Consider the following 12,787-nt stretch of genomic DNA (forward strand, 5'->3'; position numbering starts at 1 on the left):
AATCGGCGTAGAGGCCGTACTGGGCGACCCCGTCGGTGTTGAGGTCGTACTCGCGGTCACCGAACCGCCACCGGTCCATCACCACGCCGCTGGGCGCGGTGAACGGGTACACGAGCGGGTCGCTCGCCGCGCTCGGCCGGGGCTCGGCGAGGGCGGCCAGGCCGTTGACGTCGGAGCCGAAGCCGTAGCCGGTGAACGGCCGGGCGGCGCCGGCGGTGTTCGTGCGCCACTGCTCGAGGAAGCCGGTCTCGAAGTTCTCGGTGGCCTCGGCGGGCCAGGCGAACGCGGCCACGAACCCGCCCTGCTCGTGGACCCGGCGAGTGTTGCCCTGCGTGGCCCAGGCGTGGTCCACGACCAGGCCTGTGTACCCAGCCTCAGCGGCGATGTCGAGGGTGCGGTGGGCGGTCTTGACGCCCATGTGGTCGATGTTGATCACCATGCCGCGGGCCATCATCCCGCGGATCGCGTGCTCGCCCAGCGGCGTCAGCCCGCGCACGTTGCACAGCGGGGCCTCGGGGTAGACGGGCAGTGCCGCGCCCGCCGGGGCGTCCGAGGAGGCCACCGTCAGGCCGTCGGCGACGGGCGTGGAGGCCAGGGGTTGGGCGTGGTCGGCGTCGGGACCGGTGCACGGCTCGGTCTCCCAGAACCGCTGGGTGCCCAGTTTGTTGCCGATGTTGACCGCGAGGCCGGCCAGTTCCTCGTCCATGCGGGCGCCACCGAGGGCGTTGTCGAACTTGTGCACCGGGAACACGGTCGACACGCCCCACGAGGCGAACTCGTCGAGCCCCCGGTCGATGTCCTCGGTCGTGCACATCGGCACGTCGTCGACCACCCGGCACCCGAACGGCTCGGATGCCTCGACGCCGAGCGTGACCGCGAGTTTCCCGTCCGCGGCGATCGCGCGGACGTCCTCCGGCGAGTGGGCGATCCGGAACCAGCCCCGCCCGGGACCGCCGTGCTCGGCGTCGATGTGGGCCTCCATCCGCTCGAGGTAGTCCACCTGCCGGCGCAGCTGCTCCATTTCGTCGCACGGGGAGCGCGCGGGCACCCCGATCCCGGCCAGGGCCTCGCAGAGCACACGGTTCGCTACGAGGTGGTTGTTGAGTACCCGGAGCCCACCGCGCCACGCCCGCTCTATACCGGTGTAGTAGGCCTGTTCGTGCAGTTGTGAGTCGTGCGACGGCCACTGCGCGAAGGTGGGGAAGCCCTGGGTCCCGCCGGGCAGGGCGGTGCCCCCGAGCACCGATTCGAGCAACGCGAAGTGCCCGGTGCCCGAGTGGCTCGGACAGTCCGCCAGCGCCTCGCCGAGGCCGCCGGGGGAGAACGGCTCGCCGCAGCGCAGGGCGCCGCCGAATGCCTGCGACGCCGCGAGGTGCGCGTGGGCGTCGACCATGCCGCTGATGGGGGAGCCGCCGGCTGGGGTCGCCGCCCGGGACGGTGCGGCGTTCAGGGGGGCGAGTAGGGCGACGACGACGAGGAGTGCCATCGCGGCCCACGCACAGCCTCCGGGATGTGCGGACCTCGTTGTCGTCGTCCCTTGTGCCACCATGGCGTGACACTAATCCCACTCCTCGGGCAGGGGAGGGCGTTTCGCCCGGCCGGCGGGGCGACCGGCCAGCTGGGCAGGGCTCGCGTCAGAGCTGGCGCGCCACCTCCGAGGCGACCAGGTCGAGGTGGTCCAGGTCGGACATGTCGAGCACCTGCAGGTAGATGCGCCGGGCACCGATCGCCGCGTACCGGCCGATCGTGTCCACGACCTCGTCCGGGGTCCCGGCGGCGCCGTTGGCCCGCAGTTCGTCGACCTCGCGGTTGATGGCGTCCGCCCGCCGGGCGACCTGCGCCTCGTCGCGCCCGCAGCACAGGACGAGCGCCGCCGAGCGGATGATCTCCTCGGGGGCGCGGCCGCGCGCGGCGCAGGCCTCGTCGACCCGTCGGTACTGCGTCGCCACGGTGTCGAGGTCGGCGAACGGCACGTTGAACTCGTCGGCGAACCGGGCGGCCAGCGCCGGGGTCCGCTTCTTGCCGTGACCGCCGACGATCACCGGCGGGCGCTGCTGCACGGGCTTGGGCAGGCCGGGGGAGTCCAGCATCTCCATGCACTTCCCGCGGACGGAGACCGTCTCGCCGGCGGGCGTGGACCAGAAGGTCTCCAGCGCCCCGAGGGTGTCCTCCAGCAGGTCGAACCGCTCGCCCAGCGGCGGGAAGGGGATTCCGTAGGCGGTGTGCTCGTCGGCGTACCAGCCGGCGCCGAGTCCCACGTCGAGGCGGCCGCCGGACATCTCGTCGACCTGGGCCATCGAGATCGCCAGCGGGCCAGGGTGGCGGAACGTCACCGAGGTGAGCAGGGTGCCGAGCCGGATGGTCGAGGTCTCGCGGGCCAGGGCGGCGAGGGTCAGCCACGCGTCGGTGGGGCCGGGCAGTCCGCTGATGTCGCCCATCTTGAGGTAGTGGTCCGACCGGAAGAAGGCCTCGTAGCCGAGGTCCTCCGCCGCGCGGGCGACGGCGAGCTGATCGGCGTACGTCGCGCCCTGCTGGGGCTCGACGAAGACGCGGAGGCTGACCGAGGGGTCGGCTCCGGGAGAGGGCGTGGCTGCGGTGGCTGCGGGATCTGCTGGCATGACTCCCAGGATGCCCGTCCGGCGGGCGGGCGGGCTAGTTGGTGTCGGCGACCAGCGGCTCGATGGTGAGGTGTTCCATCTCCTTGGTGATGTACTGCAGCCGCCACTTGTCACCGAACAGGGCCAGCAGTTCGCCGTCGGTGCGCTGGAAGACCTCGACTCCGCGCTGGCGGCCGAGTTCGCCGGCCGACTCTGCGTCGGTGCGGCGGGCGATCGTGTACGGCAGGTTGTCCACCACGACCTCGACGTTGAACTCGGCCTTCATCCGGGCCGTGACCACCTCGAACTGCATGGGGCCGACCGCGGCCATGACCGGGTTGGCGTCGCCGCGGGTGTCGTTGCGCAGGATCTGCACGACGCCCTCGGCGGCCAGCTGGTCGATGGCCTTGCGGAACTGCTTGTACTTGCCCAGCGACTGGGCGCGGACCACCGCGAAGTGCTCGGGGGCGAACTGCGGGATCGGCGGGAACTGCACCTTCCTACCGCTGTAGAGGGTGTCGCCGGGGGCGAGGGCCGTGGCGTTGACCAGGCCCACCACGTCGCCGGGGTAGGCGGTCTCCACGGTGGTGCGGTCGCGGCCGAACACCGTCAGCGCGTACTTGGTGGTGAACGGCTTGCCCGTCTGGGCGTGCTGGACCACCATGCCGCGCTCGAACTCGCCGGAGACCACGCGCATGAACGCCAGGCGGTCGCGGTGCGCGGCGTCCATGCCGGCCTGGACCTTGAACACCATGGCGGAGAAGGGCTCCGAGGTCTTGCGGGGCTCGCCCGAGACGGTCGGCCACTCGCGCGGTGCCGGGGCCAGCTCGACGAGCGCGTCGAGGATCTGGTGGACACCGAAGTTGAGCATCGCCGAGGCGAAGATCACCGGGCTGGTCTCACCGGCCAGGTATAGCTCCTGGTCGTGGTCCTGGCCCATCGCCGAGAGCAGCTCGGACTCCTCGACCGCGGTCTCCCACACGTCGCCCTCACGCTCGGCGGCGGTGTCCGGGTCGTAGTGCTCCTCGGGGGCGATCGTCGACCCGCCGGCGGTGCGGGTGAAGTGCACGTACTCCTCGGGGGCGCCGTCGTCGCCGCGCCGCAGCAGGCCGCGGTAGTCGCCGGCGATGCCCACGGGCATGAACAGAGGGGTGGGCACGAGGCCGATCTGCTCGGTGATCTCGTCGAGCAGTTCGAGCGGCGCCCGGCCGGGCCGGTCCCACTTGTTGATCACCGTGATGATCGGCAGACCGTTGTGCTTGCACACCTGGAAGAGCTTGAGGGTCTGCGGCTCGAGACCCTTGGCGGCGTCGATGAGCATGACCGCCGCGTCGACCGCGGTGAGGACGCGGTAGGTGTCTTCGGAGAAGTCGGCGTGGCCGGGGGTGTCGACCAGGTTGATGACGTACGGGTCGTCGCCCGGGTTCGAGCCCTCCGGTGCGTAGGTGAACTGCAGCGCGGTGGAGCTGACGGAGATGCCGCGGGCCTTCTCCATCTCCATCCAGTCCGACACGGTGGACCGGCGGCCCGACTTGCCGTGGACGGCGCCGGCCTCGGTGATCACCCGCGCGTGCAGCGCGAGCGCCTCCGTGAGCGTGGACTTGCCGGCGTCCGGGTGGGCGATCACGGCGAACGTCCTGCGGCGCGCGACTTCGGACGTGACGTCCCCGGCGGCGTCCGCACCCGTGGCGTGCCCGCCCGTTCCGGTGTCCTCGGCGGTCTCGGTCACGCGCACTCCTTCTGGCAGTCGACGGCCCTCGTCGTCGTCACCCAGCGTACGTCCGCCCACGGGTGAGCACACAATCCGGCGGTGCGACCCACGAGGTCGGTGTGGCGCGTGAAACGCGAGGTCAGGCGCGGCGCCTGCGCGGATCGAGCGCGCCAGTCGATAGCTTTCGTAACGAGTGAGCGTGCCCCGACCGATGAACCGTGAACGACGCTACGCGCGGCCGGGTGTCGTACCCGGTCGCTACGGTGCGCACGAGCCGCGTCGGACGACGCGCAGAGGCGGGGACTGGAATGGGCGAGGGCAGTGACCGGCACGAGCTGGAGGAGCGCAGGGCCGCGCTCCGGCGGCTGCTGCCCGTGGTCGAGCGGTTGCGCGGGCTGGACGGCGTGACGTGGGCGGGCGGCCAGCGGCACCGCAACGGCGTGTACCTGGTGCGGTACCCGACCTACGACGAGGACACCCTGGCCGTGATGGAGGCGTTCGGCGGGGGCGTGCTCACCCGGCACGGGTACCTCGACGAGTTGGAGCGGCGCGGGTTGTCGGACGGCTCGCTCACCGACCTCACCGGGCTGGCCGAGCGGTCGGACGAGGACCTGACCCGCGCGCTGCTCACCTGGGTGGTCCGGTCCGAGCGGTTCGTCGACGGTGCGATCGCGGAGTCGCTGACGGAGGGATCGCTCGTGGCGCTTCTCGATCGGCTGCGGGAGCTCTATGAACTGTGACGTTGCTGAACTGTGATGTCCACGCCGGGCGCCGCGGGTCAGGGCCGGTCGCGCAGGGCGGCGAGGTAGCGGCGGGTGATCCGCTCCTGTTCGAGTCGGGCGATGGGTGCACCCAGCCGGGCGAGCAGGGTGGCGTGCGCGGATTCATCGGTGAGGGTGAGGGCGACGGCGTCGGTGACGGAATCGTGCCGGACGAGGAACGTCTCCCATCCGCGCTCGGGATGGCCGGGTAGGGCGCGGTAGGTGAACCCCCGCGCGTCGGGGCGGTCAACGACCTCCGTGACCTCGCAGGGCGCGGCCAGTCGCAGCCACGCCCCGGGGCCTGATCGCGGCCGGAGGATGACGGTGCGGCCGGGGGTGGCGGGCCCGGTGGCGACGACGACGAGGCCCGCCCGCCGGTGCAGGTCCCAGCTGACGAGTGCTGCACTCGCGCGGCGGAAGAGATCGGCACCGGAGCCCAGGTGGGCCTCGCGCTCGAACCGCCGGGAGCGCGTCACGCGGAGTGGACCTGGTTCTGGGCCGTCTCCAGCCCGTGCTTGAGGAGGAGTTCCACGGCGTCGGCGGCGTCCTGGATGAGGAACGGCACATCGGGTTGCTCGAGCTTGGAGAAGCGCTTGAGTACGAAGTCAGCCACCGCCATGCGGCCCGGCGGACGGCCGACCCCGGCGCGGACGCGGATGTAGTCGCGGGTGCCGAGGGAGCCGGACAGCGAGCGCAGGCCGTTGTGGCCGCCCTCGCCGCCGCCGCGCTTGAGGCGGACCTGTCCGAAGTCGATGTCGATCTCGTCGTGGATCACGATGATGTCGGTGGGCGTGACCGAGAAGTACTTGGCGACCGCGGCGACAGGCCCGCCCGAGAGGTTCATGTAGCTGCGGGGGCGGGCCAGGACCACGGGCTTGTCGGCGAGCCGGGTCTGGGCGATCTCGCAGTTCGTCCGCTTGTGGGTGGAGAAGCTCGCCGGCATCGGCAGGGCGCGGGACGCCAACTCCTGCAGGACGTCCCAGCCGATGTTGTGGCGGGTGCCCTCGTAGTCGGGTCCGGGGTTGGCCAGACCCACTATGAGCGTGGGGCCGGACGTGGAAGCGGTAGTCACGGGGCCATGATCCCAGACGGCGTCGGCCCGCCCGGGCGCACCTTTCCGATCAGTTCCGCAGCTCGGTGCGGGCGGTGTCGAGGACGGCGGCGGTGAGGGCGTCGAGGTCGGGTGACTGCAGTTTCCAGTGCTGCCAGAACAGGGGGACGTCGAGGAAATGGTCGGGGGAGACGTCGACGATCTCGCCGGAGACCAGCCACGGGGTGGCGAGGTGCTCGGCGATCAGGCCCCAGCCCAGCCCGGCGACGATCGCCCGGACGTGATCGTGCGAGCTGGGGATGAAGTGCCGCGGTCCGGTGGGTTCCCGGCGGGCCAGGCGGCGATAGTGGTTGTTCTGGTGGCCGTCGCTGCGGTCGAAGTCGACGATGGGCGCCCGGCCGAGCGCGGCGGTGGTCGAGCCGTCACGCAGGTGCCGGGCGACGAACCCGGGGCTCGCGCAGGCCAGGTACCGCATGGACCCCAGGGGCTGCGAGCGGCAACCCTGGACCGGCCGGGACTGGCTGGTCACCGCGGCCATCACCTCGCCGCGCCGCAGCAACTCGCTGGACAGGGACTCGTCCTCGCGGCGGATGTCGAAGACCACCCGGCCGGCCGCGTGGACCTCGGTCATGGCATCGAGGAACCAGGTGGCCAGCGAGTCGGAGTTGCTCGCCACGGCCAAGATCACGTGTTCCTGGGCCGACGCCGGGTCGTCGAGCTCGCCGGCGAGGGATTCCTCGAGGTGGAGCATCTGCCGCGCTGTACGCAGCACGATCTCACCGGAGGCGGTGGCAGAGATCGGGCGGTCGCGACGGACGAGGATCCGCCCCGCCGACTCCTCGAGCGCGCGGACCCGCTGGGACACCGCCGACTGGGTGATGTGCAGGTGGGAGGCGGCGGCCTCGAATGAGCCGAGGTCCACGACGGCGGCGAGGGTGCGGAGGTGATCGAGCTGCAGAGTGTTCATAAGCACAGCTAATGCTAGTGCAGAAAGTGCAGTCGCACTACTGATGAAACCAGGCCTACCGTGAGGTCGTGACCGCTACTTCCACACTTCTCATGGGCGTCGGCATGGGCCTCGGGCTCATCGCCGCCGTCGGCGCGCAGAACGCCTACGTCCTCCAGCGTTCGATCCGTGGCGATGTGGCGATGATCCCCATCGTCGCCTTCTGCGTGGTCTCCGAGGCCGCGCTCATCCTGCTCGGCGTGGCGGGCGTGGGGGTGCTCATCGAATCGGCGCCGGCGGCGATCACGGTCATGAAGTGGATCGGGGTCGTGTTCCTGCTGGCCTACGGGGCGTTCGCCGCGTCCCGCGCGATCCGGCCCGGCGACGGGTTGCAGGTCGACGGCAACGCGCGGGTCCCGTCGACGCTCGGGGCGGTGGCGGCGTGCGCGGCGTTCACCTGGCTCAACCCGCACGCCTACCTCGACTGCGTGGTGTTCCTCGGCACGCTCGCCAACCAACAGGGGGGCAACCTGCGCTGGGTGTTCGCGGCCGGGGCCTTCATCGCGGGCGTGCTGTGGTTCTCGCTCATCGGGTTCGGTGGCAAGGCGTTGCGGGGGCTGTTCGCCAGGCCCGGGGCGTGGCGGGTGCTCGACGCCGGCATCGCCGTGATGATGCTGGTCCTGGCGATCGGCCTCGTCCGCGGCTGATGCCGAGCCCTCGGCGTGGAGGGGCCGGGCCGGCGAAATACGGGACGGGCCCGGTACGACGCTGTGGTCGTTCCGGGCCCGTGGCCGGGTGCCGCCGTTCAGGCGACGTCCGCCTGGATCAGGCGGGGGAGGATCACTCCTCCTCGGCAGCCTTCGCGGCGTCCTCGGCGGCCTCGCCCTGGGGCGCAGCCTCCTCGTCTTCCTCGAGGTCGGACTCGGACGGCGCCTCGATGACGTTGACCAGCAGGGTCTCCGGGTCGGAGACCAGGGTGGCGCCGGCGGGCAGCGTGATGTCGGAGGCGGTGAACTGGGTGCCGGCCTCGACGTCCTCCACCGAGAGAGTGAACTCCTCGGGGATATCGGTGGCCTCGACCTCGATCTCGATGTAGTCGGCGTCCGTCGTGACCAGGGTGCCGGGGGCGGCCTCACCCTCGAGGACGACGTAGACCTCGACGACGACCTTCTCGCCCTTGCGCACGACGAGCAGGTCCGTGTGCTCGATGATGCGGGTCAGCGGGTGCACGTCGATCTGCTTGGGCAGCGCGAGCTGCTCCTCGCCCTCGATGTCGAGGGTGAGCAGGGAGTTGGTGCCGTGCGCGCGGAGGACGGCGGCGAACTCGAGCGCGTCGAGCAGCAGGTGGCGGGGCTCGGTGTGGTGGCCGTACAGCACCGCGGGGACCTTGCCCTCACGACGGGCGCGGCGGGCGGAGCCCTTGCCGAACTCGGTGCGGGTGGAGGTCTTGAGGTTGTTGATTTCCTTGGCCATGATCGCCTTTTCGTCGGGTGGGAGAGCGGGACGCCCTGCGGGTGATGACCTCCTCGGCGATCGAGACGATCGCCGGGCCGGTCCACCGGGACCACGCCGACAATGATCGCGTCGATAACGGAGTAACCCGGGTTGATGCGGGTCCTCCCTCGCCGAGATGACCCGACCAGCCTAGCGTCGAGGGGTGCGGGGCCCAAAATCGCGTCGAGCCCGCCGCTCTCGGATGAGAGCGCAGCGGGCTCGACGCAGGCGAGGCGCCGTCAGAGTCGGGACGTCAGAGGATCTCCTCGACCGCCGCCGTGGGACGCGCGAGGCGGGTGCCCTTGTCGGTGACGACGAAGGGCCGCTCGATGAGCCGGGGGTGGGCGACCATCGCGGCGAGCAGGTCGTCATCGGAGGCGTCGATGAGGCCGAGCTCGGTGAACTCGGCCTCCTTGACGCGCACCGCCTCCCGCACCGTCAGGCCGGCGTCGGCGATGAGGGTGCGCAACTGCTCGACGTCCGGGGGAGTGTCGAGATACTTGATGACCGTCGGCTCCACACCCCGCTCGCGGAGCAGCTCCAGCGCCTGCCGGGACTTGGAGCAGCGGGGGTTGTGGTAGATCGTGGCGCGCCCCGCCGGGTCCGCGGTCATGTCAGGCGTTCCCGTTGAAGAGGCTGGTCACCGACCCGTTCTCGAAGACCTCGTGGATGGTCCGGGCCAGCAGTGGCGCGATGGACAGCACGGTGAGGTTCTCGAACCGCTTCTCCGGCGGGATCGGCAGCGTGTCGGTGGTGATGACCTCCTTGGCCCCGCAGTTGGCGAGACGCTCGGCGGCCGGATCGGAGAAGATGCCGTGGGTGGTGGCGATGATGACGTCGCCGGCACCCGCGTCCTTGAGGACCTTGACGGCGCCGGCGATGGTGCCACCGGTGTCGATCATGTCGTCCATCAGGACGCAGGTCTTGCCCTCCACGTCACCGACCACGCGGTTGGACTTGACCTGGTTGGGCACGTTGGGATCGCGGGTCTTGTGGACGAACGCGAGCGGCGCGCCGTCGAGGGCATCGGCCCACTTCTCGCCCACCTTGACGCGGCCGGCGTCGGGGGAGACCACGACGATGTTGTCCGTCCCGTAGTGCTGCCGGACGTAGTCCGAGAGCTGGCCCTGGGCGTGCATGTGGTCCACGGGACCGTCGAAGAAGCCCTGGATCTGGTCGGTGTGCAGGTCGACCGTGATGATGCGGTCCGCGCCGGCGGCCTTGAGCAGGTCCGCGATGAGACGGGCGGAGATCGGCTCGCGGCCGCGGTGCTTCTTGTCCTGCCGCGCGTACGGGTAGAACGGCAGGACAGCGGTGATCCGCTTGGCGCTTCCCCGCTTGAGCGCGTCGATCATGATGAGCTGCTCCATGATCCACTTGTTCAGCGGCGCCGGGGCACTCTGCATCACGAACGCGTCACAGCCGCGGACGGACTCCTCGAAGCGGACGAAGATCTCGCCGTTGGCGAAGTCCCTGGCGGTCTGGGGGGTGACCTCGACGCCCAGTTCGGCGGCGACCTGGTCGGAGAGTTCGGGGTGCGCGCGCCCCGCGAAAAACATCAGGTTCTTCTGGTTGTCGATCCACTCGCTCACTGCGTGAGTCCGTCCTTCTGGGAGTCGTTCCGGGCACGACGGGCGGCCTCTGCAGAACCGGAATCGGGCCGGTTCTCGATCACCCAGTCGTCGATGTTCCTCTGCCGTCCGCCCGAGACCGCGAGGGCACCGGGTGGGACGTCGTCCTTGATCACGGTACCCGCGCCCGAATAGGCCCCGTCTCCGACGGTCACAGGTGCGACGAACATGGTGTCCGAACCGGTGCGGCAGTGATCGCCGATCACTGTACGGTTCTTGTTCACCCCGTCGTAATTGACGAACACGCTCGACGCCCCGATGTTGGTGTGCTCGCCGATCGTCGCGTCGCCCACGTAGGTCAGGTGCGGCACCTTGGTGTTCGCCCCGATCGTCGACTTCTTGACCTCGACGAACGTGCCGATCTTGCTCCGTTCGCCCAGGTCCGCCTCGGGCCGCAGGTAGGCGAACGGGCCCACCTCCGCGCCAGCCCCGATTGTGGCGCGCACCGCATGTGAACGCACGACCGTGGCACCCTCACCGACCACCGTGTCCTGCAGCGTGGTGTCCGGTCCGACGGTCGCACCGTCGCCGATCTCGGTGGCGCCCGTCAGATGGGTGCCCGGCAGGATCGTCACGTCGCGGCCCGTGGCCACGCCCACGTCGAGCCACGTGCTGGACGGGTCGACGATCGTCGCGCCGCCCCGCATCGCCGACTCGCACAGGCGACGGTTCATCTCGCCGGCCAGGGCCGCGAGCTGCACGCGATCATTGACGCCCGCGACCAGATCGGGGTCCTCGACACGGTGCCCGCGGATGAGGCCGTTGTCGCGCCGCGCGAGCTGGATGACGTCCGTGAGGTACAGCTCGCCCTGCGAGTTGTCCGTGCCCAGCTGCCCGAGCTTGTCCCGCAGGACGAGGGCGTCGAAGGCGTAGATGCCGGAGTTGACCTCGTCGATCGCCCGCTCGTCCTCCGAGGCGTCCTTGTGCTCGACGATCCGCAGCACCTCGCCGTCGTCGTTCCTCACGATGCGGCCGTAGCCCGTGGGGTCGGGCGCCGTCGACGTCAGGACGGTGACCGCGGCGCGCGGTCGCAGGTCGTGGCGCGTCACGACCTCGCGCAGGGTGTCGGCGTCGAGCAGGGGGATGTCCGAGGTGGTGACGAGCACGGTGCCCGAGAAGTCGGCGGGCAGTCCCGACATGCCGGCCGCGACGGCGTCGCCCGTCCCGTTCTGCTCCTCCTGCACCGCGGTGGAGACCGGCACGCCGAGCTCGGCCGACAACTCGTCGACCGCCGCCGAGACCTGGTCGCGCTGATGGCCGACGACCACGACGATCGCGTCCGGCTCGAGCCCCGCCGCGGCGTGCAGTGCGTGGCCGAGCATCGTCCGCCCGCACACCCGGTGCAGCATCTTGGGGGTGGCGCTCTTCATCCGGGTGCCGGAGCCGGCGGCCAGGACGATGACCGCGGTCTGCGAGTGTTCGGGCGCTGAACGGTCGGTCTCGGGTGTGGTCATCAAGTCTCCTCGGCGCGCGGCGCGCACGGTGGTGGTGATGGATGGGTCCGGGTACGTCCGGCGAGCGGACAGGGTCCCAAGGCGGACAGAGCCCCAAGGATAGAGGGTGACTCCGACGATTCGAACCGTCTTGAGGCGGAGTAGCCTGCCCCGCGTGTCAGTCCTGAGGCGCCAGTTGGCGGATACGCGGCCACTGCGGCAGCCGGACTTCCGCAGGCTGTGGCTCGCCAACATCGTCACGGTCATCGGGGCGCAGTTGTCGATCGTCGCGGTGCCGCAGCAGGTCTTCGAGATCACCCGCAGCTCTGCGTATGTGGGGCTCACCGGCGTGTTCGCGCTGGTGCCGCTCGTGGTGTTCGGCCTGTGGGGCGGTGCGCTGGCCGACGCCCTCGACCGGCGTCGCCTGCTCATGGTCACCACCACCGGGCTGATCGTGACCTCACTGCTGTTCTGGGCGCAGGCCGCGGCGGGCAACCGGAACGTGTGGGTGGTGATGATGCTGCTGTCGGTGCAGCAGGCGTTCTTCGCGGTCAACCAGCCCACCCGCTCGGCGATCATCCCGAGGATCGTCCCGTCCGACCAGCTGGCCTCCGCCTCGGCCCTGAACATGACCGTGATGCAGTTCGGGGCGATCGTCGGGCCCCTGTCCGCGGGCATCCTCATCCCGGTCCTGGGGCTGTCGACGATGTACCTGTTCACCGCCGTCGCGCTGCTGGCCACCCTGTACGCGGTGTTCCGGCTCCCGCCGCAGCCGGTGGCGGGGCAGCGGGGGTCGGTGGGGCTGCGGTCGGTGGTCGACGGGTTCGCCTACCTGGCCACCCGCCGCATCCTCCTGGCCTCGTTCCTGGTGGACATCATCGCGATGGTCTTCGGCATGCCGCGGGCCCTGTTCCCGCAGATCGCCACCGAGTCGTTCGGGGATCCCGTGAGCGGGGGCACCGCGCTGGGGATGCTGTTCGCCGCGATGAGCGTGGGCGCCGTGGCCGGTGGGGTGTTCTCCGGGTGGATCCCGCGCGTGCGCCGGCAGGGCCTGGCCGTACTGGTGTGCGTGGCGCTGTGGGGCGCGGCGATGGTCGCGTTCGGGGTGTTCGTGGGCGCGGCCTCGCCCGGCGGCTCCGCGTGGTGGCTGTGGCTGGCGCTCG

General features: G+C 70.8%; 13 protein-coding genes. 3 read left to right on the top strand and 10 right to left on the bottom strand.

Features of this window, described 5'->3' with window-relative positions; translation table 11 throughout:
* From G6023_RS12635 to G6023_RS12645, 3 genes are all read right to left on the bottom strand, one after another.
* Window positions 1–1,486: hypothetical protein (locus G6023_RS12635; RefSeq protein ID WP_182635825.1), on the bottom strand; the 1,486-nt coding region annotated here is incomplete at its 3' end.
* 148 nt (window positions 1,487–1,634) lie between these two features.
* Window positions 1,635–2,618: an LLM class F420-dependent oxidoreductase gene (locus G6023_RS12640; RefSeq protein ID WP_182635827.1), complete on the bottom strand. Its 984-nt coding sequence runs from the start codon at window positions 2,616–2,618 to the stop codon at window positions 1,635–1,637.
* Window positions 2,619–2,652: 34 nt separating this feature from the next.
* The gene (locus G6023_RS12645; protein ID WP_132061720.1) at window positions 2,653–4,326 is read right to left on the bottom strand and encodes a peptide chain release factor 3; all 1,674 of its coding nucleotides are present in this window, start codon (window positions 4,324–4,326) and stop codon (window positions 2,653–2,655) included.
* Window positions 4,327–4,616: 290 nt separating this feature from the next.
* Between G6023_RS12645 and G6023_RS12650 the strand changes: the two genes are divergently transcribed.
* The gene (locus G6023_RS12650) at window positions 4,617–5,048 is read left to right on the top strand and encodes a DUF6508 domain-containing protein (protein WP_182635829.1); all 432 of its coding nucleotides are present in this window, start codon (window positions 4,617–4,619) and stop codon (window positions 5,046–5,048) included.
* Between the two features lie 38 nt (window positions 5,049–5,086).
* On the opposite strand, the gene G6023_RS12655 is transcribed toward G6023_RS12650, so the two are convergent.
* Genes G6023_RS12655 through G6023_RS12665 form a run of 3 tightly spaced genes read right to left on the bottom strand, consistent with a single transcriptional unit; the run spans window position 5,087 to window position 7,087 of the window.
* Window positions 5,087–5,545, bottom strand: coding sequence for a DUF1990 domain-containing protein (locus G6023_RS12655; protein WP_182635831.1), 459 nt, complete (start codon window positions 5,543–5,545; stop codon window positions 5,087–5,089).
* The gene (gene pth / locus G6023_RS12660; RefSeq protein WP_182635833.1) at window positions 5,542–6,141 is read right to left on the bottom strand and encodes an aminoacyl-tRNA hydrolase; all 600 of its coding nucleotides are present in this window, start codon (window positions 6,139–6,141) and stop codon (window positions 5,542–5,544) included. Before pth ends, G6023_RS12655 begins: the two co-directional genes overlap by 4 nt.
* Before the next feature lie 49 nt (window positions 6,142–6,190).
* The gene (locus G6023_RS12665) at window positions 6,191–7,087 is read right to left on the bottom strand and encodes a LysR family transcriptional regulator ArgP (protein WP_182635835.1); all 897 of its coding nucleotides are present in this window, start codon (window positions 7,085–7,087) and stop codon (window positions 6,191–6,193) included.
* Between the two features lie 68 nt (window positions 7,088–7,155).
* On the opposite strand from G6023_RS12665, the gene G6023_RS12670 reads away from it, so the two are divergent.
* Window positions 7,156–7,773: a LysE/ArgO family amino acid transporter gene (locus tag G6023_RS12670; protein WP_182635836.1), complete on the top strand. Its 618-nt coding sequence runs from the start codon at window positions 7,156–7,158 to the stop codon at window positions 7,771–7,773.
* 133 nt (window positions 7,774–7,906) lie between these two features.
* Here the strand turns inward: G6023_RS12670 and G6023_RS12675 are convergent, their stop codons facing one another.
* The 4 genes from G6023_RS12675 to glmU form a co-directional block, all read right to left on the bottom strand.
* Entirely contained in the window at window positions 7,907–8,539 is a 633-nt protein-coding gene (locus G6023_RS12675) for a 50S ribosomal protein L25/general stress protein Ctc (RefSeq protein WP_182635837.1), read from the bottom strand.
* A 274-nt stretch (window positions 8,540–8,813) separates the two neighbouring features.
* Window positions 8,814–9,173, bottom strand: coding sequence for an arsenate reductase (glutaredoxin) (gene arsC / locus G6023_RS12680; RefSeq protein ID WP_132061728.1), 360 nt, complete (start codon window positions 9,171–9,173; stop codon window positions 8,814–8,816).
* 1 nt (window position 9,174) lies between these two features.
* Window positions 9,175–10,152 (bottom strand): ribose-phosphate diphosphokinase, encoded by a 978-nt coding sequence (locus G6023_RS12685; RefSeq protein ID WP_120283904.1) that lies wholly within the window; start codon window positions 10,150–10,152, stop codon window positions 9,175–9,177.
* Window positions 10,149–11,645, bottom strand: coding sequence for a bifunctional UDP-N-acetylglucosamine diphosphorylase/glucosamine-1-phosphate N-acetyltransferase GlmU (glmU, locus tag G6023_RS12690; protein ID WP_132061730.1), 1,497 nt, complete (start codon window positions 11,643–11,645; stop codon window positions 10,149–10,151). Before glmU ends, G6023_RS12685 begins: the two co-directional genes overlap by 4 nt.
* A gap of 163 nt (window positions 11,646–11,808) precedes the next feature.
* Here glmU and G6023_RS12695 point away from each other — a divergent pair.
* Window positions 11,809–12,787 (top strand): MFS transporter (locus G6023_RS12695; RefSeq protein ID WP_182635838.1); only part of this gene is annotated, 979 nt, incomplete at its 3' end.

This window comes from Dietzia sp. DQ11-71 (assembly GCF_014144995.1).
Lineage (GTDB): Bacteria > Actinomycetota > Actinomycetes > Mycobacteriales > Mycobacteriaceae > Dietzia > Dietzia kunjamensis.